This is a genomic window from Streptomyces sp. NBC_01268 (assembly GCF_036240795.1).
Lineage (GTDB): Bacteria > Actinomycetota > Actinomycetes > Streptomycetales > Streptomycetaceae > Streptomyces.
Window position 1 is genome coordinate 773,130 of sequence record NZ_CP108454.1, and the last position, 24,748, is coordinate 797,877.

A 24,748-nucleotide genomic window follows, 5' to 3' on the forward strand; every position below is an offset into this window, starting at 1 on the left:
CACCAGCGAAGGAAGCCGTTTCACCGTGTCCGAGACCCGTCAGGCCGAGCTGCGCGGCGACTGCGCCAACTGCTTCGGGCTGTGCTGTGTGGCCCTCCCCTTCGCCAAGTCCGCGGACTTCGCCGTGAACAAGGCCTCGGGCGAAGCGTGCCGGAACCTCCAGGAGGACTTCCGCTGCGGCATCCACACCCGGCTGCGGGACAGCGGCTTCCCCGGCTGCACCGTGTACGACTGCTTCGGCGCCGGCCAGAAGGTCTCCCAGGTGACCTTCGGCGGCGTCTCCTGGCGCGAGGCCCCGGACACCGCGCGCCGGATGTACGAGGTCTTCCCGGTGATGCGGCAGCTGCACGAGCTGCTGCGGTACCTGGCCGAGGCCCGTGCCCTGCCCGCGACCCGCACGCTCCACGGCGAGCTCGACCGGGCCCTCGCCCGGGTCACCGCGCTGACCGAGGGCGCCCCGGCCGACCTGGAGCGGTTCGACGTCGGCCCGGTGCGGGCCGAGGTGAACCCCCTGCTCCTGAAGAGCAGCTCCCTGGTCCGCGCGGCCGCCGGCGGCAAGCCGAAGAGCCGGCGCGGCGCCGACCTGATCGGCGCCCGGCTGCGCGGGGCCAAGCTGCGCGGGGCGGACCTGCGCGGGGCGCTGCTCATCGCCGCCGACCTGTCGGGGGCGGACCTGTCGCTCGCGGACCTGATCGGCGCGGACCTGCGGGACGCCGACCTGTCGGGGGCGGACCTGACCGGTGCGCTCTTCCTCACCCAGCCGCAGCTCAACGCGGCGCGCGGCGACGCCGCCACCCGTCTGCCGGACGGCTTCGCGCGCCCGGCGCACTGGTCGCGCTGACGCCTCCGGGGGCCGCTCAGACCTCGTACACGTACGGGGTCATCGTGGTCAGTTCGGCGAAGCCGAGGCGCTGGAGGATGGGACGGCTGGTGGGCGCGGCGTCGACCTGGACGTAGCGGTGGCCCCGGGCGGTCGCGAGGCGGGCACGGTAGGAGACGAGGGCGCGGTAGAGGCCCCGGCCGCGCCATTCCTCGACGGTGCCGCCGCCGTACAGGCCGGCGAAGTCGGAGCCCTCGGGCAGGTCGAGGCGGGCCGAGCTGACGGGGACGCCGTCGGCGAGGACGACGACCGCGGCGACGGAGTCGGGCGCGGCGGCGAGCTGGTCGAGCAGCCGGCTGGCGTACTGCGATCCGTCGGTGCCGAAGGCCTTGTCGTGCACCTCGACCATCATCCGTACGCCGGCCTCGTCGGTGACGGGGTGGATCTCCACGCCGTCCGGCAGGTCCACGGCGGCGGGCAGGGACGCCGCCTCGGCGACCATCAGGGTCTCGGGCTCCTCGGCGGTGAATCCGGCGGCGAGGAGCCGGTCGGCGAGGTCGGCCGGCCCGTCGTGCCCGTACAACGTCCATTCGAAGGAGTGGCCGACGGTGCGGAAGTGGCGGATCTCGGCGGCGATGGCCGCGTCGGCGTCCCGGGGGCCGAGGCCGGACCACAGGACGCCGTTCCAGGCGTAGGAGGGGCCTTCGTGGCGGACGACGAGGCCGTCGCGTTCGACCCGGCAGCCGGGTCCTTCGGGGCGGGCGCCGATGCGGCGCTGGCGGTCGTAGAGGGTGCGCAGTGCGGTGATGTCCATGACCTCCACCTCAACATCCGCCACGGCGCCGACGCCACTGGATTACCAGGTCACGGGCAGTGCCTCGGGTCCTCGGTTGACCGTGCCCGTCCGCCAGGCGACCTGTCCGGGCGGCACGGCGAGCGCCAGGGCGGGGAAGCGGGCGAGCAGGGTGCCGAGCATCACCTCGGCCTCCATGCGGGCCAGTCGGGCGCCCGCGCAGTAGTGGGCGCCGTGGCCGAAGGCGAGGTGCGGGGCCTCGTCCCGGTCGAGGTCGAGCCGGTCGGGGTCGGTGTAGACGGACGGGTCGCGGTTGGCGGCCGGGTAGAAGACGTAGACGGCCTCGCCTTCGCGGAGGGTGACCCCGCCGACCTCGATGTCGGCGGTGACGATCCTGGGCATGCCGACGCCGTCGCGTTGCGGGATGTAGCGGAGGAGTTCGTCGACGGCCCGGGGCAGGCGGTCGGGGGCCGCGCGCAGCTTCGCCGTCTGCGCGGGATGGACGAGGAGGACGTACGCCATGGTGGAGACGATGTTCCGGACGGCGTCGAGCCCGTTGAGGGTGAGCATGACGGCCATCGACACCAGTTCGGGGGTGCTGATCCCGCCGGTCCCGCGGGCGGCGGCGAGTTCGCTGACGAGGTCGTCGCCGGGGTGCGCGGCCCGGTGCCGGGCCAGGTCGGCGAAGTAGCCGGCGATCTCCTTCTTGACGGCTTCGCCCGCGGCGGCGGTGGTGTCGTTCGACAGGATCCCGGCCCGCCAGGCCTGGACGCGGTCCAGGTCGGCGGCGGGGACGCCGAGGAGTTCGGCGATGACGGTGGCGGACAGCGGGCCGACGAAGCTCTCGGCGAGGTCGGCCGGCGGGCCGGTCTCCAGGGTGCGCAGGGCGAGCGTCGAGGCCATCCGCTCGGTGTGCTCGCGCAGGGCGGTCATGCGGCGGCGGCCGAAGGTGGGGGCGATCAGCCTGCGCAGCCGGGTGTGGTCGGGCGGGTCGGCCCGGCCGACGCCGCCGGCCGGGGCGAGGGTGTGCGGGGTCATGCTGGTGACCGGCCGGCCGACGGTGCGGGCGCGGCTCAGCCGCGGGTCGGAGGCGACCAGCTTGACGTCCTCGTAGCGGGTGACGAGCCAGGCGAGCCCCTCGCCGTACGGGAGGCGCACCCGGGCGACCGGCTCCTCGTGCAGGAGCCGGTGCGGGAGGGGGTCGAAGACGGTGTCGGGCAGGGGGGACGGGATCCAGTCGTGGACGACCCCGTCGGGTCCGTCGGGCGCGTTCATGGTGTGGGGGCCGTTCTCCGCGGGTGTCCGGCGTCGTGCCGGAGCGGGGTGATCTGGTCGATGTCGTAGCGGAGCCGCAGCTGTTCGACGGCGGCGTGGTCGACCGGGCCGCCGGAGCCGAGGATCTCCATCAGCTCCTCGAAGTAGCGCTCGTGGTCGGGCGGTGGGGAGGCCTGGAACAGCATCCGTACGGGTTCGCCGGTGGGGTTGGCGAAGGCGTGCGGGCAGCCGGGCGGCACCAGCATGAGGGTGCCGGCGGTGGCGCGGACGGCGCGCTGTCCCGAGGCGGACTCCCAGTCGCGCCAGCTGTCGCGGGTGCGGACGAGCGGCTCGAAGGCGAGGACGTCGAGCTCGCCCTCCAGGACGTAGAAGAGCTCCTCGCTGTGCCCGTGGGTGTGCGCGCCGACGTCGAAGCCGGGCGGGACGAGGACCTCGAAGGTGGAGGAGGTGGGGGTGTGCTCGCCGGTCACCTTGAAGGTGACGCGCTGGGCGGCGGTGGTGAGGGTCTTGCCGTGGCCGGGCGGCACGATGAGGCCGCCGCCCGTTCCGATGGCGGTCGCGGTCATGGGGCGGCAGGTCCTCTCACCAGGTGACGGGCAGGGTCTCGGGGCCTCGGATCAGGGCGCCGCGCTGCCAGCGGAGCTCCTCCTCGGGGACGGCGAGCCGCAGGTCGGGGAAGCGGGTCCACAGCGAGTCGAGGAGGATCTCGGACTCGATGCGGGCGAGTGCGGAGCCGGGGCAGTAGTGCGGGCCGTGGCCGAAGGCGACGTGCGGGTTGTAGCCGCGGTCGAAGTCCAGCTTCTCCGGGTCGGGGAAGACGGAGGGGTCGCGGTTGGCGGTGAGGTAGGAGACGTAGACGGGGTCGCCCTCGGCGATGGTGACGCCGCCGACCTCGACGTCCTCCATGGCGATCCGGGAGAGGCCGACGGCGTTGCGGTGCGGGATGTAGCGCAGCAGTTCGTCGACGGCCCGGGGCAGGAGTCCGGGTTCGGTGCGGAGCCGGGCCAGGTGCTCGGGGTGGGTGAGGAGCGCGTAGACCATGTTGGCGCTGTTGTTGCGGACGGCGTGGGCGCCGCCGATCTGGATGAGGACGGCGAGGCCGACGGCCTCGTGCTCCTCCAGGGTGCCGTCGTCGACGGCGTCGGCGAGGACGGCGGCGAGGGTCTCCTTGCCGGTGTCGTGGCTGCGGCCGACGAGTTCGGTGAAGTAGCGGGCCATCTCGCCCTTGGCGTGCTCGCTGGCCTCGCGGCCGGCCGCGGCGGAGATGATGGCGTCGGACCACTTCGCCATGAGGGGCCGGTCGCCCTCGGGGACGCCCATGAGTTCGCTGACCATGGCGAGCGGGAAGGGGCGGTTGACCATCTCCATGAGGTCGGCGGGCGGACCGTGCCGTTCGAGGCGGTCGAGGAGGCCGTCCATCACGTCCTGGGCGTGCTCGCGCAGGGAGCGCAGGGCGCGGGCGCTGAAGGCGCGGGCGACGACCCGGCGCATCCGGGTGTGGTCCGGCGGGTCGGCGAAGCCGACGGCGCCTTCCATGGGGATGAAGTGGGGGGCGAGCCGGGTGATGGAGCGCCCGTAGACGGCCTGGCGGCTGAACCGGGGGTCGACGGAGACGAACTTGACGTCCTCGTAGCGGGTGACGAGCCAGGCGTGGCCCTCGCCGTGCGGGAGGCGCACCCGGGTGACGGGGTCCTCGTGGAGCAGTCGGGCGAGGAGCGGGTCGAAGGCGAGTCCGGTGAGATCGGGGACGGCCCAGAAGTGCACCTGGGGGTCGTCGGCGTTCTCGGGGGTGTGGGTCGTGGTCATCGTGCCACCGCCGCTGTCGTGGTGGGTGGGGTGTCGAGGAGGGTGCGGGGAGGGGCCTCGCCGGTCCAGCTGCCGAGGGAGATCTCGGCGGTGATGCCGGGGCCGAAGCCGGCGATGAGCCCGGTGGCGCCGGGCGCGGCGCCACCCTCGTCGAAGAGGCGGCGCAGGGCGTCGAGGACGACGGCGCTGGCGATGTTGCCGTACTCGGTGAGGGTGGCCCGGCTGAAGCGGAACATGTCGGGGACGACGTCCAGGTGTTTGCAGAGGTCGTCGAGGATGCGGGGGCCGCCGGCGTGGATGAGGTAGAAGTCCTGCCGGCCGGCGTCCCTGCCGTACCGGGCGGCGAGGTCGACGAGGGCGGGCGCGAGCTGCTCCATGGTGCCGGGGACGCGCTTGTCGAGCAGGAAGTGGAAGCCGGTCTCGCGGACCTTGTAGGCGATCCAGTCCTCGCTGTCGGGGACGAGGTGGGAGCCGTTGCACTCCAGGAGGACGCCGGTGCCGCCCGAGCCGCGGACGACGGCGGCGGCGACGGCGTCGCCGAAGAGGCCGTTGGAGAGCAGGTTGCCGACGGTGAGGTCGGTGGGCTGGTAGCAGAGGGAGCAGAACTCGCAGGCCACGATCAGGACGTTGGCGCCGGGGTAGGCGGCGCAGAAGTCGTGCGCCCGGTTGATCGCCGCGCCGCCGGCGGCGCAGCCCAGCTGGGCGATGGGCAGTTGGCGGGTGTCGTCGCGGAAGCCGAGGGTGTTGATCATCCAGGCGGTGAGCGAGGGCATCATGAACCCGGTGCACGACACGTAGACGATGAGGTCGATGTCGGGCGCCTGGAGCCCGGCGTGGGCGAGCGCCTCGGCGACGACGGCGGGGACGCGCGCCTTGGCCTCGGTCTCGTACGTCGCGTTGCGCGCCTCGAAGCCCGGGTGGGCGAGGGTGCGCTCGATGGGCTGCACGAGATGCCGCTTGGCGACGCCGGTGTTCCCGATCAGGCGCAGGACGAGAGGCAGTTGCTCGTGCCCCGCGTGCAACGTGCGGGCCAGGTCGAGGGTCTCCTCCCGGGTGATGACGTGCTCGGGCACGGCGACGGCGGGACGGCACAGGACAGGCATGGGGGTCCATTTCGTCCGGGGAGTGGGGAGGGGGAGCCGGACGGGATCATCTTCCGGCCCGTCTCCCCCGCCGCAGCACCGTTCCTGCTCTGCGGCGGACAATCACACCCGAATGTGTGATCTTCGGCAGACGTCCGTGACCTGCGGGAAGGTGCCTGTGACGGGGATCCCCCCGGGGGCTTCGGGAGCGTCGGGCGCGCTCCTGCGGCCGGTCCGGTGCGCGAGGGAAGAAAAGCCGCCCCGACCTCTTGCCAACCCCCGGGGGTCGCCGGTTTTACTGAAGCCGGAAGATCAACCGAATGATCGGTCGTCCGATTTACGACGGGCGGCGGGGTGGTACGCGAGGCGAGGGAGTGGCGCATGAGCGAGCTGCTGGACGCGGGCGAGCGACTCGGACGCGACGAGCTGGAGGCGCTCCAGCTGGAACGGCTGCGCGCGACCCTGCGGCACGCCTACGACAACGTGGCGTTCTACCGGCAGGCCTTCGACGAGGCCGGCGTGCGGCCCGAGGACTGCCGCGGCCTCGCGGACCTGGCCCGCTTCCCCTTCACCGCCAAGGCCGACCTGCGCGCGCACTACCCCTTCGGCATGTTCGCCGTCGACCAGTCGCGGATCCGGCGCATCCACGCCTCCAGCGGGACGACCGGGCGGCCCACCGTGGTCGGCTACACCGAGCGGGACCTGGACACCTGGGCCGACGTCGTCGCCCGCTCCCTGCGCGCGGCCGGCGCCCGGCCCGGCCACAAGGTGCACGTGGCCTACGGGTACGGCCTGTTCACCGGCGGCCTCGGCGCCCACTACGGGGCCGAACGGCTCGGCTGCACGGTGATCCCCGCCTCCGGCGGCATGACGGCCCGCCAGGTCCAGCTGATCCAGGACTTCCGGCCCGAGATCATCATGGTCACGCCCTCGTACATGCTCACCCTGCTCGACGAGTTCGAGCGCCAGGGGATCGACCCGCGGAGCACCTCGCTCCAGGTCGGGGTCTTCGGCGCGGAGCCCTGGACCGAGGAGATGCGCCGGGAGATCGAGGAGCGCTTCGCCCTCGACGCCGTGGACATCTACGGGCTCTCGGAGGTGATGGGCCCCGGCGTCGCACAGGAGTGCGTGGAGACCAAGGACGGCCTCCACATCTGGGAGGACCACTTCCTCCCCGAGGTCGTCGACCCGATCACCGGCGAGGTGCTGCCGGACGGGGAGGAGGGCGAGCTGGTCTTCACCTCCCTGACCAAGGAGGCGATGCCGGTGATCCGCTACCGCACCCGCGACCTCACCCGGCTGCTGCCGGGCACCGCGCGGGTCTTCCGGCGGATGGAGAAGATCACCGGCCGCAGCGACGACATGGTGATCCTGCGCGGGGTGAACCTCTTCCCCACCCAGATCGAGGAGATCGTCCTGCGCACCCCCTCCGTCGCCCCCCACTTCCAGCTCCGGCTCACCCGCGAGGGCCGCCTCGACGCCCTGACCGTACGGGCCGAGGCACGCGCCGGGGCCACCCCCGAGCAGCGCCGGGAGGCGGCCCGCGCCATCGCGGCGGCGGTGAAGGACGGGATCGGGGTCTCGGTGGGCGTGGAGGTGGTCGATCCGGAGACGCTGGAGCGCTCGGTGGGGAAGATCAAGCGGATCGTGGACCTCCGGGACGGCGCGTAGCCTGGAGGGAGGAGGTGGTTGCGATGCTGGCGGAGTCCCCCATAGCGGCGATCATTCCGGTCAACGACATGGTCCGCGCGAAGCGCTTCTACAGTGAGACCCTCGGCCTCACGCTCATCAAGGAATCGGCCGAGGACGTGATGTACGAGACCGGGGGATCCATGATCGGCCTGTACGAGACCCCCTACGGCGGCCAGGCCCAGCACACCCTGGCGAGTTGGAAGGTCGCCGACCTCGACGCCGAGATGAAGGAGCTGCGCTCCAAGGGCATCGCCTTCGAGGACTACGACCTGCCCGGCATCAAGACGGTCGACGGCGTGGTCGAGTCGGAGGACATGCGGGGTGCCTGGTTCAAGGACAGCGAGGGCAACATCCTCTGCGTCCTGGAGGAGCGCAAGGGCTGACGGGCGCCGGGGCGGCGGACCCGGGACACCCCCTGCGGGGCGCCCCCCCACGCACCGGTCTCACGCGGCTCCGTAGCGGTCGCGCAGTTCGCGCTTGAGGATCTTTCCGCTGGCGTTGCGGGGCAGCTCCGGCACGAACAGCACCCTCTTGGGCGCCTTGAAGTGGGCGAGCTTCTCCCGCGCGTGCGCGAGGAGTTCGGCCTCGGTGACCTCGCCGCGCGGCACGACGAAGGCGGTGACGGCCTCGATCCAGCGCTCGTCCGGGAGTCCGACGACCGCCGTCTCGACGACGGACGGATGCGTGTAGAGGGCGTCCTCGACCTGCCGGGAGGCGACGAGGACACCCCCGGAGTTGATGACGTCCTTCACCCGGTCGACGACGGTGAGATAGCCCTCCGCGTCGCGCACGGCGAGGTCGCCCGAGTGGAACCAGCCGTCCCGGAAGGCCGCCGCGGTCTCCTCGGGCTTCTCCCAGTAGCCGGTGCACAACTGCGGTGAACGGTAGACGACTTCGCCGGGGGTGCCGTCGGGCGCGTCCTCGCCCCGCTCGTCGACGACCCTGGCCTCGACGTGGCGGACGGGGCGTCCACAGGAGTCCATCCGGCCCTCGTGCTCGTCGGGGCCGAGGACGGTGGCGAGCGGGCCGATCTCGGACTGGCCGAAGCAGTTGTAGAAGCGCAGACCGGGCAGGTGTGCCCGCAGCCGCTCCAGGACCGGCACCGGCATGATCGAGGCGCCGTAGTAGGCCTTGCCGAGGGCCGACAGGTCGCGGGTGGCGAAGCCGGGGTGGTCGGCGAGCCCGATCCAGACCGTCGGCGGGGCGAACAGGCTGTCGCAGCGGCCCGATGCGACCAGGTCGATGAGGACCGCCGGGTCGGGCCCGTCGACGATCGTGTTCTCGGCGCCCACGGCGAGGTAGGGCAGCAGGAACACGTGCATCTGCGCCGAGTGGTAGAGCGGCAGCGAGTGCACCGGCCGGTCGTCCTCGCCCAGGTCGAGGGCGTCGAGGGCGCTCGCGTACTCGTGGACCAGGGCCCGGTGCGTCATCATCGCGCCCTTGGGCAGGGCGGTGGTGCCCGAGGTGTAGAGGAGCTGCACGAGCTCGCCGGGATCGCGGTCGGCGTCGTACGGGCGCGGTGCGGCGAGGCTCGCGAGCAGCGAGTCCTCGGCGTCCCGCAGCACCTGTACGGGGAAGTCCTCCGGGATGCGTCCGGTGAGCGCCGGGTCGGCGAGCACCAGCGAACTGCCCGACTGGTGCAGGAGGTAGTCGAGGTCCTCGCCGGTCAGGTGGTGGTTGACCGGCACGTGGACGAGGCCCGCCCGGGCGCAGGCGAGGAACGCGATCAGATAGGCGTCCGAGTTGTGGGCGTAGGTCGCGACCCGGTCGCCCGCCACGAGTCCGGCGCCTTCGGGGTCCACCAGGACGGCGGCGGCCGTCGAGACGGCGGCGTCCAGCTCGGCGTAGGTCCACGTCCGGTCCGCGTAGCGCACGGCGGTCCGGTCGGGGACGCGCCGGGCGCTGGCGCGCAGCACGCCGTCGACGGTGAGAGTGAGCAGCTCGCGGTCGGTTCCCCGGTCCAGTCCTCGTTCCATGGACGGATCCTGGGCCGGGCGGAGCCGCCGGTCAAGTACCCCGGACATCGAACGTGATGTTGACAAAGCAAGCGCTCAGCTGAATGCATGGCCCAACCCGCATGCACCGCACGCCCGTTGGGAGGGATCTTGCATTTCCGCACCTCGTTCCCCGCCCGGTTCAGACGCCTGGCGCTGGTCGGCGCGGCTCTCGCCACCGTCACCGCCTCGCTGCCCGCCGCGGCCGTCGCCGACACCGGTGACCGGGACCGGCACCCGTCGGACCGGGGCCTGTCGGCCGTCATCCGCTACACCGAGTACGGCATCCCGCACATCGTGGCCGAGGACTACGCGAACCTCGGTTTCGGCACCGGCTGGGCACAGGCCGCGGACCAGGTCTGCGTCCTCGCCGACGGCTTCGTGACCGTGGCCGGTGAGCGCTCGCGCTGGTTCGGCGCCGACGGCGTGCCGGACGGGTCCCTGTCGTCGGCGACGAAGAACCTCTCCAGCGACCTGTTCTTCCGCGGGGCGAAGGACGCCGGCACGGTCGAGGCACTGCTCGCCACGCCCGCGCCCGCCGGTCCCAGCCGCCGGTCCAGGGAGCTGATGCGCGGCTGGGCGGCCGGGTACAACGCCTGGCTGCGCAAGAACCGCGTCACCGACCCGGCCTGCGCCGGTGCCGCCTGGGTACGGCCGGTCACCGAGCTCGACGTGGCGCGCCGCGGCTGGGCGGTCTCCGTCCTCGGCGGCCAGGGGCGTGGCGCGGACGGCATCACCGCCGCCCGGCCGCCCGCCGCCACGGGGGCCGTCGCCGGGCCCTCCGCCGGCCGTGCCACCACCGTCCCCACCACCCCGGACCCGGACCGTACGGCCGAGGCGGCGCGGGCTCTGTTCGCGGCCGAGAACGCCACGATGGGCTCGAACGCCGTCGCGTTCCAGGGCTCGACGACGGCGAACGGGCGCGGTCTGCTGCTCGGCAATCCGCACTACCCCTGGCAGGGCGGCCGACGCTTCTGGCAGTCCCAGCAGACGATCCCCGGCGAGCTGAACGTCTCCGGCGCCTCCCTGCTCGGCACCGTCCCGGTCAGCATCGGCTTCAACGACAAGGTGGCCTGGAGCCACACCGTCGCCACGGGCGTCCCGGTCAACCTGCACCAGCTCACCCTCGACCCGTCCGACCCCACGGCGTACCTGGTGGACGGCAGGCCGGAGCGGATGACGCCGCGTACGGTCACGGTCGCGGTCAAGGACGGCGCCCCGGTCACCCGTACCCAGTGGTGGACCCGGTACGGACCGGTGGTGTCCGGGCTCGGGCCGCAGCTGCCGCTGCCCTGGACCACGACGACGGCCTTCGCCCTGAACGACCCCAACGCCGCCAACCTGCGCGCCTCCGACACGGCGCTCGGCTTCGCCCGGTCCCGTTCGACGCAGGGCCTGGTCGACACGCTGCGGCGCACCCAGGGCCTGCCCTGGGTGAACACGATCGGCGCCGACTCCTCGGGCCACACCCTGTTCACCCAGGCGCAGCTGCTGCCGCGGATCACCGACGAGCTGGCGCAGCGCTGCTCCACCCCGCTGGGCCGCGCCACCTACCCGGCCTCCGGCGTGGCGGTGCTGGACGGTGCGCGGGGCGACTGCGCGCTCGGCTCGGACCCGGACGCGGTGCAGCCGGGGGTCTTCGGGCCCGCGCGGATGCCGGTGCTGCGGGACGCCCCGTACGTGGAGAACTCCAACGACAGCGCCTGGCTGGCCAACGCCGAGCGCCCGGTCACTGGCTACGAGCGGATCTTCGGCACCGTCGGGACCCCGCGCTCGCTGCGCACCCGCGGCGCCGTCGAGGACGTGGCGGCCATGGCGGAGCGCGGCCGGCTGACGGTGGCCGACCTGCAGCGCCAGCAGTTCGCCGACCGGGCGCCCGCCGGCGACCTGGCGGCGGCCGACACGGCCCGGGCCTGCGCTTCGGCCCTCGCGGACGATCCGGAGGCGTGCCGGGTGCTGGGCGCCTGGGACCGCACGATGGACGCCGGGAGCCGGGGCGCGCTGCTCTTCGACCGGTTCTGGCGCAGGTTCACGGCCACGACGCCGCAGGCCGAGCAGTGGAAGGTGCCGTTCTCGGCGGCCGACCCGGTCGGCACCCCGAACACCGTGAACACCGACGCGCCCGCCTTCGCCAAGGCCCTCAGGGACGCCGTGGCCGAGCTGCGCGCGGCGGGGATCGCGCTGGACGCGCCGCTGGGACGGCACCAGTTCGTGGTACGCAACGGGGTGCGCGTTCCGGTGGGCGGCGGCACCGAGGCGCTGGGCGTCTGGAACAAGACGGAGCCCGTGTGGAACCCGGCGGGCGGCGGCTACACGGAGGTCGCGCACGGCAGCAGCCATGTGCAGGCGGTGGGCTGGGACGGCGGGCGGTGCCCGGTGGCCCGCACCCTCCTGACCTACTCCCAGTCCTCCAACCCGCTCTCGCCGCACTACAGCGACCAGACGGCGCTCTACTCCGGCGAGCGCTGGGTGACCTCGCGGTTCTGCGAGAAGGACATCCTGCGCTCGCCGGCGCTGAGGATCGTGGTCGTCAGGGGCTGAACGACAGGAACACGAAGGCGGCGAAGATCGAGAGATGGACGCTGCCCTGGAGCAGCGTGGCCCGTCCCGGGACCACGGTGAGGGCGCTGACCACGGCGGTGAGCGCGAGCAGCACCATGTGAAGGGGTCCCAGGCCGAGGATCAGGGGCCCCTTCAGCCAGACCGAGGCGAGGGCGATCGAGGGGATCGTGAGGCCGATGCTGGCGATGGCCGAGCCGTAGGCCAGGTTCATGCTGGTCTGCATCCGGTCCCGGCTCGCCGCGCGCACGGCCGCCAGCGTCTCGGGCAGGAGGACCATGAGGGCGATGACGACACCGACGACGGCCTTGGGCAGGCCCGCGGACTCGACGCCGTCCTCGATGGTGGGCGAGACCAGTTTGGCGTTGCCGACGACGGCGACGAGGGCGACGACGAGCATGCCGAGGCTGAACCAGGTCTGGCGGGAGGTCGGCGGGGCAGCGTGCTCGTCCTCCGACTGCTTTCCGTCGTCGCCCGGCCGTGGCACGGGCAGGAAGTAGTCGCGGTGCCGGACCGTCTGGACGGCGACGAACACCCCGTACAGGAGGAGGGAGGAGACCGCGGCGAAGGCGAGCTGGGCGGCGGAGAACTCGGGGCCGGGGTGGCTGGTGGTGAACGTGGGCAGCACCAGGGTCATGGTCGCGAGGGTGCAGACGATGGCGAGCTCGCCGCCGGAGCCCTCCGCGTTGAAGACGGCGGTCCTGTTCCGCAGCGCGCCGACGAGCAGGGAGAGGCCGACGATGCCGTTGCAGGTGATCATGACGGCGGCGAAGACGGTGTCCCGGGCGTAGCTGGTCGCCTTGTCGCCGCCGCCGATCATCAGCATGACGATCAGTCCGACCTCGATGACCGTGACGGCGACGGCGAGTACGAGGGAGCCGTAGGGTTCGCCGACACGGTGGGCGATGACCTCGGCGTGGTGGACGGCCGCGAGGACGGCGGCGAAGAGGCAGAGGGCGATGAGCACCACCGCGAAGGCCGGTAGGTCACGCCCCCAGCCGAGGGCCAGCCCCACCGCCGCGACCACGGGGCCCCAGGTGGTCCACTGTCGTGTCAGTCCTGCGGTACTCGAACTCATGCCCTGAATCCTGCCATAAAGGGAGGATCGTCCTCCGTGCGCCGCGTGCTCGCACACCTGACGCGAGGTCAGGGTCCGTCAGAGCGCGCGGTCGTGGCCCTCCCAGTACGGATCGCGGAGTCGGCGCTTGTACAGCTTGCCGTTGGGATCGCGGGGCATGACCGTGACGAACTCCACGGACTTGGGACGTTTGTATCCGGCGAGACGGCTCTCGCAGTGCGCCAGGATCGCGGCGGCGAGCTCCGGTCCCGGCTCGTGACCCTCGGCCGCCTCGACGACCGCCTTGACCTCCTCGCCCCAGTCGGCGTGCGGGATGCCGAAGGCGGCGGCGTCGGCGACGGCCGGGTGGGCGAGGAGCGCGGACTCGATCTCGGCGGGGTAGATGTTCACGCCGCCCGAGATGATCATGTCGATCTTGCGGTCGCGGAGGAAGAGGTAGCCGTCCTCGTCGAGGACGCCGAGGTCGCCCACCGTGAAGAAGTCCCCGATGCGGCTCGACTGCGTCTTGGCCTCGTCGCCGTGGTAGCGGAAGGCTCCGGTGCTCATCTTCATGTACACGGTGCCGAGCTGCCCGGGCGGCAGCCGGTGGCCGTCGTCGTCGAAGACGGCGAGCTCGCTGATGGGCCAGGCGCGGCCGACGGTGCCGGGCTTCTTGAGCCAGTCCTCGGCGGTGGCGAAGGCGCCGCCGCCCTCGCTGGCCGCGTAGTACTCCTCGACGCAGTGCCCCCACCACTCGATCATCGCCCTCTTGACGTGGTCGGGGCAGGGTGCGGCGCCGTGGATGGCGTGCCGCATGGAGGAGACGTCGTAGCGGCTCCGGGTCCCCTCGGGCAGGGCGAGGAGCCGGTGGAACTGGGTGGGCACCATGTGGGTGTGGGTGCAGCGGTGGGCGTCGATGAGCCGCAGCATCTCCTCGGGGGTCCACTTGTCCATGAGGACGAGCGGGTGCCCGATGTGCAGGGCGGCGCCGGCGAACTGGAGCACGGCCGTGTGGTAGAGCGGCGAACAGACCAGGTGGACGTTCCCGTCGAAGGGCCGGATGCCGAAGATGCCGAGGAAGCCGCCGAGGTAGGTCTCCTCGGGCAGCTTGCCGGGCAGCGGGCGGCGGATGCCGCGGGGCCGGCCGGTGGTGCCCGAGGTGTAGTTCATCACCCAGCCGAGGGTGCGGTCGGCGGGCGCCGACTCGGGCTGCCCGTCGAGGAGTTCGGCGTAGGAGCGGAAGCCGGGCAGTGCGCCGACCCCGTAGCGGTGGCTCGCCGGCAGCGCCGCCTCGTCGGCGGCCTGGGCGGCGGCCTCGGCGAAGCGCTCGTGGGCGATGAGGACCTTGGCGCCGGAGTCGGACACGATCCAGGCGATCTCGGGGCCGACCAGGTGGTGGTTGACCGGGACGAGGTAGAAGCCCGCCTGGGAGGCGGCGAGGTAGGCGGTGAGGAAGGGGACCCCGTTGGGCAGGACCACGGCGAAGGCGTCGCCGCGTTCCATCCCGGCCGCGCGCAGGCCGTGGACGAGCCGGTTGGCGTCGGCGAGCAGGCGGCCGGCGGTCCACTCCTCGCCGTCGGGTGCGACCAGGACCGTGCGCCCGGGATCGGCGGCGGCCTGGGACCAGAAGCCGTTCGGCGTTTCCGTCACTGGGTGCTCCTTCCGGCGATGCGGTTGATCCGGTCGATGGCCTTCTCGAAGCCGCTGGTCAGCTCGTCGAAGACCTGCTGGACGCTGCGCTCGGAGTTCATCCGGCCGACGATCTGGCCGACCGGCGTGCCGAGCAGCGGCGCCACCTCGTACTTCTGGATCCGGGAGACGGCCTCGGCGACCAGGAGCCCCTGGAGCGGCATGGGCAAGGTGCCGGGTCCGGCGGGGTCGTCCCAGGCGTCGGTCCATTCGGTACGGAGCTGGCGGGCGGGCTTGCCGGTCAGCGCGCGGGAGCGGACCGTGTCGCCGGAGCCGGCGGCGAGCAGTTTGGCGGTGAGGGCGCGGGAGTGCATCTCGGCCTCGGTGGTGGTGAGCCAGAGGGAGCCGAGCCAGACGCCCTGGGCACCGAGGGCGAGCCCGGCGGCGATCTGCTCGCCGCTGCCGATGCCGCCGGCGGCGAGGACGGGCAGCGGGCCGACGGCCTCGACGACCTCGGGGGTGAGGACCATGGAGGCGATCTCACCGGTGTGGCCGCCGGCCTCGTAGCCCTGGGCGACGACGACGTCGATGCCGGCCTCGGCGTGGTGGCGGGCGTGCCGGGCACTGCCGGCGAGGGCGGCGACGAGGACACCGTTCGCGTGGGCGCGCTCGACGACGTCGGCGGGGGGCGAGCCGAGGGCGTTGGCCAGCAGTTTGATGGGGTAGTCGAAGGCGACGTCGAGCTGGCTGCGGGCGACCTGCTCCATCCAGCCGGTGATGCGCCAGCCGGAGGCCTCGCCCGCGGCGAGCTCGGGGACGCCGTGTTTGGCGAGGGTGTCGCGGACGAAGGCCCGGTGCCCCTCGGGGATCATCGCCTCGACGTCGGCCTCGCTGACCCCGTCGACCTTCTTGGCGGGCATCACGACGTCGAGGCCGTAGGGCAGCCCGTCGGTGTGTTCCTGCATCCAGTCGAGGTCGCGGGCGAGGTCGTCGGGGGCGGTGTAGCGGACCGCGCCGAGGACGCCGAACCCGCCTGCTCTGGTGATGGCTGCGGCCACCGCGGGGAAGGGCGTGAAGCCGAAGATGGCGTGCTCGATCCCCAGTGTGCGACTCAGCTCCGTCTTCATGGGCGGCAGGATGCCGCAGTGGTCCTGCCGAGGGAAGAGATTTTCTGATGCTGTGTCAGATTTCTTGGCGCGCGGCACGCTTCCCCGGCACCCACCGCTCCGGTAGAAAGTTTCCGATCTTGCCGGAGTCGCCGAAGCTTTCTTTCAGGGAACGGTGGGAGAGGGTGGGCATGACGGAGGAGTCACGAAGCGGGAGCCGCGGTCCGAGCCGTCGCGCGTTCGGCGGCCGCGCTCTCGCCCTGGGAGGTGCGCTGATGATCGGTTCGGTGCCGGGGGCCTCGGCCGCGCCCGAGCCCGGGTCCCGAGGCGGGGGTCCCGCGTCCGGCCGCGCCCGGCGCACCACCCTGCGGCGCGGCTCCGCCGAGCGGGCCGGGCTGCTCCCCGAGCACCTCGACCGGCTCGTCGCCGACGCCGAGTCCTTCCTGCGCCCCTCGCCCCGGCACCCGTGGTACGCGGGCGCGGTGCTCCTCGCGGGGCGCGGCGGGACGGTCGCGCTGCACCGGCCGATCGGGATGGCCGTGCGCTACGCGGCGTACGACGAGAAGACCGACACGGGCGTCGAGCTGCCGGCCGACCGGCAGATCCCGATGACCGAGGACACCGTCTTCGACCTGGCCTCGGTCTCGAAGCTGTTCACCTCGCTGCTCGCGGTGCAGCAGGTCGAGCGGGGCGCGCTGGTCCTGGAGGAGCGGGTCACGGCGTACCTCCCGGAGTTCGGGGGCGGCGGCAAGCGGGACGTCACGGTCCGCCAGCTGCTCACGCACACCTCGGGGTTCCGCGCCTGGATCCCGCTCTACAAGGAGCCGACGCGGGAGGGACGCCTGCGGCTGCTGTGGAACGAGGTGCCGGCACACCCGCCGGGCACGGTGTACCTCTACTCCGACCTCAACCTGATCACGCTCCAGCTGATCCTGGAGGCGATTACGGGCCGCCCCCTGGACGCACTGCTCCACACCGAGATCACCGCTCCCCTCGGGATGCACCGCACACGGTTCAACCCCCCGCCGTCCTGGCGCCCCTCGATCGCCGCCACGGAGGACTCCCGGGCGCCCTGGTCCGGGCTCGACCGGGGGATGGTGTGGGGCGAGGTGCACGACGAGAACGCGTACGGCATGGGCGGCGTCGCCGGTCATGCCGGGGTGTTCTCCACCGCCTGGGACCTCGCCGTCCTCGCGCGCGCCCTGCTCAACGGCGGGGCGTACGGCGCCGCCCGCATCCTCTCCCCCGCGTCGGTGGAGTTGATGTTCACCGACTTCAACACCGCGTTCCCCGGCGACGAGCACGGCCTGGGCTTCGAGCTCTACCAGCACTGGTACATGGGCGCCATGGCCACCCCGCGCACCGCGGGCCACACCGGCTTCACCGGCACCAGCCTGGTCCTGGACCCCACGACGGACGCGTTCCTCGTGGTCCTCGGCAACTCCGTCCACCCCGTGCGCACCTGGCGCTCCGGCTCCGCCCCGCGTGTCGCCGCCGCCGACCACCTGGCCCGTGCCGTGCCGGTGCGCCCGGCGCGCGGGCGCACGGCGTGGTTCTCCGGCATGGCGAACGACACCACCGCCACCCTCACCCTGCCCGTCGTCCCCGGCGCCGCGCGCCTCACCTGCGCGCTCTGGTGGGACACCGAGCCCGGCACGGACGCCGCGCACCTGGAGAGCTCGCCGGACGGCGGCGCGACCTGGCACCCGCTGCCCTTCACCGTCACGGGCCAGGCCCCGGGCCCGCACCCCACGGGCACGGCGTCAGGCTGGTCCGGCCGCACCTGGCACACCGTCACGGCGGACCTGCCCGGCTCCGCCACGTCCTCCACCCGCCTGCGCTGGCGCTGTACGACCGACGGGCGCTACGTCGGCCGCGGGGTGTACGTGGACGCCCTGCGCGTCCTGGACCCCTCGGGTCACCCCCTGTTCGACGAGGCCCGGCCGGCCGACGGGGCGCGGGTCGAGGCGTCGGGGTGGGTGAAGTCGGAGGACTAGCGGTCGGGGCCCGACGCCCCGTGGGCTGCGGGCCCGGTCCGTACGGGGGTTCGGCGGTCACGCCGAACGTGGAGATCCTGACCACGTCGTCGGCCTGACCGAGCGGGACGCTCGGGTGGCGCGCCCGCACCCGGGGGCGCGATCGGGCATCGCCGCAGAGGGGGCGGACACCCAAGGATGTTTGTTCCTGTGTGTTTTACGGAGCCCTTCCGGCCAGGACCCTACCGCCGCCCGTCATGAGCATGCAATACACCGATGAAGACTTTCTGAAGGCACGTCATTCCTGAAGGGAAAGTCACCGGGCACGTCGCCAGCGCCCGGCACCGCCGAGGCGCCCGGAACCTCCACCTCCCGCACGTCCGGAGGCGTTGAGGATCGCGCCCCATCCCCCGTCTGAACTGGGATTTGATCGTTCCCCCTGGGGCTCGCGCCACAGCCGCGGCACCCCCCGCCCACGCCGGACCCGACCGACACCCCCCGTCGACCGGCAGGCAGGCCCGACGCAGGCAAGGTGAACGCGAAGTATTGACAGCAGCTCGACCGAAAGCCTCAATATTCAACACAGTTCAACAGAGCGCACCCTCAGCTCTCCCCAGCGGAGGGACACCCCCACCCGAAGGGATCGACCGCAGATGCGTCGTTCTTCCTGTGCGACGACCGCTGTGCTCGCAGTGGTCGGCACCGCACTCGCCCTCCCCGGCCCCGCGCCGGCGATGGCCGCCACCTCCGCCGGTGCGGCGGCGGGCCCGTACGTGATCGAAGCCGAGAACATGTCGCTGACCAACTTCGCGACGGACACGGTGAACCACACCTGGAACGGGACGACCGTCGACAACGTCACCTACGTCCGGGGCGCGGCGGGCCAGTCGAGCACCGCCCGGAGCACCTTCTCCGGCACGGCCGGGACGTACGACCTCATCACGCGCTACAACGGCATGACCGAGAACGGCGTGACGTACAAGATCACCGTGAACTCCACCGCCGTGGACTCCTGGGGCACGTCGCGCCGCTACGGACGCGACTACACCGACCCCGTCAACATCGACACCCGCACGTCGAGCAAGGTGCGGCTCACGCCCGGTGACGTCATCGAGCTGACGGCCACCTCGACGGGCGAGGTCCCGCGGATCGACCGGATCACGATCCAGGAGCACGTGGGGGCTCCGACCAGCACCCTGAGCATCAAGTCCCCGAACGCCGCCCTGAACGACGGCTTCAACTGGGGCAAGAACCGGGCCCTCGGCATGACGTTCTACCCGGGCAACCCGATGATGGGTCACGAGCCGGAGTGGTGGCGGCTCAAGAACGCGGCGCACCCGACGGTGGAGCCGGGCTACTGGGGCGCGTACACCAACCGCGAGTCGTACTACAACCGCGACATCTCCCACCAGTCGGACGGCGCGCACGCCGTCGGCCTGGACACGGAGACCTTCCGCATGATGAAGACCTTCGCCGGCGACGCCGACGACCCGGGCCAGAACGGTTGGCCGCTGTGGGCGCACAGCTCGTACGGCGCCATGTACTACATCGACGGCACCGGCTTCCGCGAACTGCCCTCGCCCTTCAACCTGATGACGAAGGCCTACAAGCAGTACCAGTGGACCGGCGACTCCGCCTGGCTCAACGACCCCGACCTCTCGAAGTTCTACGACTCGACGATGGGGACGTTCCTCTCCGGCCACGAGGTCAAGTGGAACGACGCCGACCCGGCGGCGGAGCAGCCGGTCTCGCGGAAGCAGTCGGGCGAGTACACCGCCACCTACTTCGAGTTCCCGAACGAGAACCTGGTCTCGGCCGCCGACTCCCTCGGCTACCAGTACCAGTCGATGCTGGACTACTCGGCGATCCTCAAGGCCAAGGGCGACACCGCCGGCAGCACCACGTGGGCGGCGCGCGCCCAGCGGGTCCGCGACCACTTCGAGACCAGCTGGTGGGACGCGGCGAACAACCGGTACGTCCGGGGCAAGGACGCCGCCGGCACCGGATACAGCAGCTGGGGCCACGAGGCCAGCTTCCTGATGATGCTGACCGGGCTCGGCGACCACGGGCCCCGGACCGAGGGCTACCTGGACTTCATCGCCGCGAACGACGACAACCTGAACGTCGAGGCGACCTCCTACCTTCCCGAGATGTACTACCAGTACAACCGCACGGCCGAGGGCTGGGCCTGGCTCAAGAAGCTGATGGCCGACAAGAACACGTACCCCGAGATCTCCTTCCTCGCGGTGAGCAACACGATCGACGGCATGATGGGCGTGCAGCCCGACGCCCCGAACGACAAGGTCGCCACCGTGTCGCGGCTGACGTCCGAGACTCCCTGGGTCGAGATCGACCACCTGAAGGTCGGTGACAACGACCTGAACCTCCAGCACACCGGCGCGACGGCGTCGAAGCTCACCAACAACTCCGGTGGCACCGTGAACTGGGAGGCCCAGTTCTACGGCTCTCACGGCACGATCACCGTGAACGGCACGCCGTACGCGGCGCAGACCAAGACCCTGTACGGCAAGACCGTCTCGTACGTGACGGTGCCGGTGACGGCCGGCGCGACCGTGACCGCGACCGCCGGGACCCCGACGGGCGACACCATCGCGCCCACCGCGCCGACCGGTCTCGCGGCGAGCGGCGCGACCTCCGGCAGCGTGGACCTGGCCTGGACGGCGTCCGACGACAACGTCGGCGTGACCGGCTACCAGGTCTACCGCGGCACCACGCTCGTCGGCACGACGACGGGGACGACCACCCGCTTCACCGCCACGGGTCTGACGCCGTGGACGCCGTACACCTTCACGGTGAAGGCGGTCGACGCCGCCGGGAACGTCTCCGGCGCGAGCAACGCGGTCACCGCCTCCACCGGCGGCGACGGCCGGCAGATCGACCTGAGCGCACTCACCTGGAGCAGCGCCCGGAGCGACTTCGGCAGCGTCAACAAGGACACGAGCGTCGGCGGCACCCCGATCAGACTCAACGGCACGACGTACGCCAAGGGCATCGGCACCCACGCCAACAGCACCGTCACCTACGCCCTCGACGGCGGCTACAGCCGCTTCCAGTCCGACCTCGGCGTCGACGACGAGGTGACCGCCAACGCCTCCGTGAAGTTCGAGGTCTGGGGCGACGGCACCAAGCTCTACGAATCCCCCAGCCCCATGACCGCCGGCAGCGCGACCGCCTCCGTCGACCTGAACGTCACCGGAGTCACCACCCTCACCCTCAAGGTCACCGACGCCGGCGACGGCATCAACAGCGACCACGCCGACTGGGCCGGAGCCAAGCTGATCACCCGCCCGCAGACCCGGACGGCACTCGCCGACCTCAGCTGGACGGGCACCCCGGTGATCGGCTGGGGCACCGTCCGCAAGGACAAGAGCGTCGGGGGCAACACCCTCACGCTCAACGGCACCACCTACACCAAGGGCATCGGCACCCACGCGACCAGCACCCTCGTCTACGCCCTCGACGGCGGCTACAGCCGCTTCCAGTCCGACCTCGGCGTCGACGACGAGGTGACCGCCAACGCCTCCGTGAAGTTCGAGGTCTGGGGCGACGGCACCAAGCTCTACGAATCCCCCAGCCCCATGACCGCCGGCAGCGCGACCGCCTCCGTCGACCTGAACGTCACCGGAGTCACCACCCTCACCCTCAAGGTCACCGACGCCGGCGACGGCATCAACAGCGACCACGCCGACTGGGCCGGAGCGACGCTCCTGAACTAGCGGGTGCGGACGCCCTAGGTGTATTGACCCGCGGCGTTGTTGACGCGGCTGATGGGCGGGTGTCCGTCGAGTGCGGTGTGGCTGCGGTGGTGGTTGTAGGTGTGGAGGAAGTCTGCCAGGGCTTCGGTTCGCTCGTTGTTCGAGGTGTAGGGCCGTAGGTAGGCCCATTCGTCGAGCAGGGTGCGGTTGAAGCGTTCGACCTTGCCGTTGGTCTGCGGCCGGTAGGCGCGGGTCAGCTTGCCCGTCGCGCCGAGGTCGGCCAGGACCGTCTTCCAGGCCAGGCCCTTGCGGTAGGCCCAGGCGTTGTCGGTCAGGACCCGTTCGATGCGGTCGATGCCCTGGGCCTGGAAGAACGCGGCCGCGCGGGCCAGGAAGGCCGCGCAGGTCGCGACTTTCTCATCGGGGTGGATCTCGCTGTAGGCGAGGCGGGAGTGGTCGTCGACGGCGGAGTGGACGTAGTCGAAGCCCATGTTGCTGCGGGTGGCCCGGCCGGCCTGGCGGCCCAGGGCCTTGTGGCCGCCGTCGGGGATCCGGCCGAGTTTCTTCACGTCGACGTGGATCAGTTCGCCCGGGCGGTCGCGTTCGTAGCGGCGGATGATCTGGCCGGTCGGCCGGTCGAGCCAGGCGAGCCGGTTGAGCCGGTGGCGGGTCAGGATCCGGTGCACGGTCGAGACGGGCAGACCCAGGATCGGGCCGATCCGGGCCGGGCCGAGCTTGCGGGCCCGCCGCAGGCCGCAGACCCGCTCTTCCACCGCGGCCGGGGTCCGGTGCGGGGTGGTGTGAGGCCGGCTCGGCCGGTCGTGCAGACCCGCGTCGCCCTCGGTCCGCCACCGGCGGATCCATTTGTGGGCGGTGGCCCGGGAGATGCCCATCTCGGCGGCCACATGGGCGACCGGACGGCCTGAGCAGACACGTTCGACCAGCAGTCTCCTACCGAAGACGGTCAGTCGGGCATTACGGTGGGGCACGAAGACCTCCGTGCGGTGAGTTCCTAGACAGCTCCCACCACATCGGAGGTCTTCGCCATGTTCAAGACCAGACCGGTGTCAACAACGCTCGTGATCAATACACCTAGGGCCGCCTCGCCGCCTCTTGCAGGGCGGCGAGGACGGGGTGGATCAGCGGGTGGTCCTCCGCGCCGCGGCGGACGGCACCGAAGACGCGGCGGGTGGGGGCCACGCCGTCGACCGGTCGGACGACGACGCCGGTGAGGTCGGTGCCGCGCAGGGCCGAGCGGGGGACCAGGGCCACGCCGGCGCCGGCCGCGGCGAGCGCGACGACGGCTCGGAAGTCGTCGGAGACATGCGCGAAGACCGGGGCGAAACCGGCGTATTCGCAGGCCAGGACGGTGACGTCATGGCAGGGGTTGCCGGCCGACTGGCCGATCCAGGAGTCCTTGGCCAGATCGGCGAGGGAGATCCGCTCGCGGTCCGCGAGCGCGTGGTCCGGCGGGAGCACCGCGTCGAACGGCTCCGCGTACAGCGGTACGCGGGTGAGGCGGGCGTCGTCCTCGCCGGGCGCCCCGCGGTACTCGACGGCGACCGCCACGTCGACCTGCCGGTCCAGGACCATCAGCAGGCTCTCGTCGCCCTCGGCGTCCTGCACCCGGACCCGGATGCCGGGCGAGGTGCGGGCGAGGGAACCGATCGCCGGGGCGACGACCAGGCCGATGCCGGTGGCGAACGCGGCCACCGTCACCGTGCCGGCCTCGCCCGAGCCGTACGCGGCGAGCTCGGCCTCGGCCCGTTCCAGCTGGGCCAGGACGGCGTTGGCGTGGCTCAGCAGGATCTCGCCGGCCGGGGTGAGCCGGGTGCCCCGGGCGTTGCGGTCCACCAGCCGGTGGCCGGTCTCCTGCTCCAGGGCGGCGAGCTGCTGGGAGACCGCGGAGGGCGTGAGGTAGAGCGCGGCGGCAGCCGCCGTGACGGTACGGTGGTCGGCCACCGCCCGGAGAATGTGCAGCCGCCGCGCTTCGATCATGCCCCTAGTTTCGCAGGGCGTCCCGGGCCTCGACGAACGCGTCCACCGCGCGGTGCACGTCGTCCGTGGAGTGGGCGGCCGACAGCTGCACGCGGATCCGGGCCTGGCCCTGCGGCACGACCGGGTACGAGAAGCCGATCACGTACACGCCGCGCTCCAGGAGGAGCTCGGCCATCCGTCCCGCCTCGGCGGCGTCGCCGATCATGACGGGGGCGATCGCGTGGTCACCGGGGAGGATGTCGAAGCCCGCGTCGGTCATCCGGGAGCGGAACAGCGCCGTGTTGGCGTTGAGGCGCTCGCGCAGGTCGCCGGCGGACTCCAGCAGGTCGAGGACCTTGAGGGAGGCGGCGGCGATGACCGGGGCGAGGGTGTTCGAGAACAGGTACGGGCGCGAGCGCTGGCGCAGCAGGGCGACGATCTCGGCGCGGGCCGCGACGTAACCGCCGGAGGCGCCGCCGAGGGCCTTGCCGAGGGTGCCGGTGATGATGTCGACGCGGTCCATCACGCCGTGCAGCTCGGGGGTGCCGCGGCCGCCGGGGCCGACGAAGCCCACGGCGTGCGAGTCGTCGACCATGACCATGGCGTCGTAGCGCTCGGCCAGGTCGCAGATCTCGTCGAGCGGCGCGACGTAGCCGTCCATGGAGAACACGCCGTCGGTGACGATCAGCTTGCGCCGCGCGCCGCCCTCGTCCGCCGCCTTGAGCTGCTGTTCCAGGTCGGCCATGTCGCGGTTGGCGTAGCGGAAGCGGCGGGCCTTGGAGAGGCGGATGCCGTCGATGATCGAGGCGTGGTTGAGGGCGTCGGAGATGACCGCGTCCTCGGGGCCGAGGATCGTCTCGAAGACACCGCCGTTGGCGTCGAAGCAGGAGGAGTAGAGGATCGTGTCCTCCTGGCCCAGGAAGGAGGACAGGCGCGCCTCCAGCTCCTTGTGGACCTCCTGCGTGCCGCAGATGAAGCGGACGGAGGCCATGCCGTAGCCCCAGCGGTCGAGCGCCTCGTGCGCGGCGGCGACCACCTCGGGGTGGTCGGCGAGGCCCAGGTAGTTGTTGGCGCAGAAGTTGAGCACCTCACCGGGGCGACCGCCCGAGGTGACCGCGACGGTCGCGTTCTGGGGGGTGCCGATGACCCGCTCGGGCTTGTGGAGGCCGGCCTGCTTGATCTCTTCGAGGGTGGCGAGGAGGTCGTCGCGTACGGAATCGAACATGGAGTGCAGCTCCTGAAGGTCTACGGGAGGACGTCGGTCCG

18 protein-coding genes are annotated in these 24,748 nt (G+C 72.1%); 6 read left to right on the plus strand and 12 right to left on the minus strand.

Annotation, left to right across the window (positions count from 1 at the left end):
- The first annotated feature begins 25 nt into the window (after positions 1 to 25).
- Positions 26 to 841, plus strand: a complete 816-nt coding sequence (locus tag OG309_RS03280) for a pentapeptide repeat-containing protein (RefSeq protein WP_329418183.1) — start codon at positions 26 to 28, stop codon at positions 839 to 841.
- Positions 842 to 857: 16 nt separating this feature from the next.
- Here the strand turns inward: OG309_RS03280 and OG309_RS03285 are convergent, their stop codons facing one another.
- From OG309_RS03285 to OG309_RS03305, 5 genes are read right to left on the minus strand one after another with little or no spacing between them, the layout of a single operon-like run.
- Positions 858 to 1,634 (minus strand): GNAT family N-acetyltransferase, encoded by a 777-nt coding sequence (locus OG309_RS03285; RefSeq protein WP_329418184.1) that lies wholly within the window; start codon positions 1,632 to 1,634, stop codon positions 858 to 860.
- 42 nt (positions 1,635 to 1,676) lie between these two features.
- Positions 1,677 to 2,888 (minus strand): cytochrome P450, encoded by a 1,212-nt coding sequence (locus tag OG309_RS03290; RefSeq protein ID WP_329418185.1) that lies wholly within the window; start codon positions 2,886 to 2,888, stop codon positions 1,677 to 1,679.
- A complete protein-coding gene (locus tag OG309_RS03295) occupies positions 2,885 to 3,454 on the minus strand; it encodes a cupin domain-containing protein (protein WP_329418186.1) in 570 nt (189 codons plus the stop codon). The genes OG309_RS03290 and OG309_RS03295 overlap by 4 nt, the downstream gene beginning before the upstream one ends.
- Before the next feature lie 16 nt (positions 3,455 to 3,470).
- Positions 3,471 to 4,694, minus strand: coding sequence for a cytochrome P450 (locus OG309_RS03300; protein ID WP_329418187.1), 1,224 nt, complete (start codon positions 4,692 to 4,694; stop codon positions 3,471 to 3,473).
- Positions 4,691 to 5,797, minus strand: a complete 1,107-nt coding sequence (locus tag OG309_RS03305) for a type III polyketide synthase (protein WP_329418188.1) — start codon at positions 5,795 to 5,797, stop codon at positions 4,691 to 4,693. Before OG309_RS03305 ends, OG309_RS03300 begins: the two co-directional genes overlap by 4 nt.
- A 360-nt stretch (positions 5,798 to 6,157) precedes the next feature.
- Between OG309_RS03305 and paaK the strand changes: the two genes are divergently transcribed.
- Both paaK and OG309_RS03315 read left to right on the plus strand, forming a co-directional pair.
- Positions 6,158 to 7,447 (plus strand): phenylacetate--CoA ligase PaaK, encoded by a 1,290-nt coding sequence (gene paaK / locus OG309_RS03310; protein WP_329418189.1) that lies wholly within the window; start codon positions 6,158 to 6,160, stop codon positions 7,445 to 7,447.
- A gap of 23 nt (positions 7,448 to 7,470) precedes the next feature.
- Positions 7,471 to 7,851, plus strand: a complete 381-nt coding sequence (locus OG309_RS03315; RefSeq protein WP_329418190.1) for a VOC family protein — start codon at positions 7,471 to 7,473, stop codon at positions 7,849 to 7,851.
- A gap of 60 nt (positions 7,852 to 7,911) precedes the next feature.
- Here the strand turns inward: OG309_RS03315 and OG309_RS03320 are convergent, their stop codons facing one another.
- Complete coding sequence (locus OG309_RS03320) at positions 7,912 to 9,444, minus strand: fatty acyl-CoA synthetase (RefSeq protein ID WP_329418191.1); 1,533 nt, start codon at positions 9,442 to 9,444, stop codon at positions 7,912 to 7,914.
- 129 nt (positions 9,445 to 9,573) lie between these two features.
- On the opposite strand from OG309_RS03320, the gene OG309_RS03325 reads away from it, so the two are divergent.
- On the plus strand, positions 9,574 to 12,003 hold the full coding sequence (locus tag OG309_RS03325; RefSeq protein WP_329418192.1) for a penicillin acylase family protein: 2,430 nt from the start codon (positions 9,574 to 9,576) through the stop codon (positions 12,001 to 12,003).
- Here the strand turns inward: OG309_RS03325 and OG309_RS03330 are convergent.
- The 3 genes from OG309_RS03330 to OG309_RS03340 all read right to left on the minus strand — a co-directional run bounded on the left by OG309_RS03330 (position 11,993) and on the right by OG309_RS03340 (position 15,834).
- A complete protein-coding gene (locus OG309_RS03330; protein ID WP_329418193.1) occupies positions 11,993 to 13,099 on the minus strand; it encodes a calcium:proton antiporter in 1,107 nt (368 codons plus the stop codon). The genes OG309_RS03325 and OG309_RS03330 overlap by 11 nt on opposite strands.
- Before the next feature lie 78 nt (positions 13,100 to 13,177).
- The gene (locus OG309_RS03335) at positions 13,178 to 14,728 is read right to left on the minus strand and encodes an acyl-CoA synthetase (RefSeq protein ID WP_329418194.1); all 1,551 of its coding nucleotides are present in this window, start codon (positions 14,726 to 14,728) and stop codon (positions 13,178 to 13,180) included.
- Positions 14,725 to 15,834, minus strand: a complete 1,110-nt coding sequence (locus OG309_RS03340; RefSeq protein WP_329418195.1) for an NAD(P)H-dependent flavin oxidoreductase — start codon at positions 15,832 to 15,834, stop codon at positions 14,725 to 14,727. Before OG309_RS03340 ends, OG309_RS03335 begins: the two co-directional genes overlap by 4 nt.
- A 170-nt stretch (positions 15,835 to 16,004) precedes the next feature.
- Between OG309_RS03340 and OG309_RS03345 the strand changes: the two genes are divergently transcribed.
- Both OG309_RS03345 and OG309_RS03350 read left to right on the plus strand, forming a co-directional pair.
- Entirely contained in the window at positions 16,005 to 17,810 is a 1,806-nt protein-coding gene (locus OG309_RS03345; protein ID WP_329418196.1) for a serine hydrolase, read from the plus strand.
- Between the two features lie 662 nt (positions 17,811 to 18,472).
- Entirely contained in the window at positions 18,473 to 21,526 is a 3,054-nt protein-coding gene (locus tag OG309_RS03350; RefSeq protein WP_329418197.1) for an NPCBM/NEW2 domain-containing protein, read from the plus strand.
- Positions 21,527 to 21,540: 14 nt separating this feature from the next.
- Here OG309_RS03350 and OG309_RS03355 read toward each other — a convergent pair whose 3' ends face one another.
- The 3 genes from OG309_RS03355 to OG309_RS03365 all read right to left on the minus strand — a co-directional run bounded on the left by OG309_RS03355 (position 21,541) and on the right by OG309_RS03365 (position 24,707).
- A complete protein-coding gene (locus OG309_RS03355) occupies positions 21,541 to 22,494 on the minus strand; it encodes an IS481 family transposase (RefSeq protein ID WP_329418198.1) in 954 nt (317 codons plus the stop codon).
- A 103-nt stretch (positions 22,495 to 22,597) separates the two neighbouring features.
- Positions 22,598 to 23,503 carry a LysR family transcriptional regulator gene (locus OG309_RS03360; protein WP_329418199.1) on the minus strand — a complete coding sequence of 302 codons (906 nt, stop codon included), beginning with the start codon at positions 23,501 to 23,503 and terminating at the stop codon, positions 22,598 to 22,600.
- A 4-nt stretch (positions 23,504 to 23,507) separates the two neighbouring features.
- Complete coding sequence (locus OG309_RS03365) at positions 23,508 to 24,707, minus strand: glycine C-acetyltransferase (RefSeq protein WP_329418200.1); 1,200 nt, start codon at positions 24,705 to 24,707, stop codon at positions 23,508 to 23,510.
- Between the last annotated feature and the right edge of the window lie 41 nt (positions 24,708 to 24,748).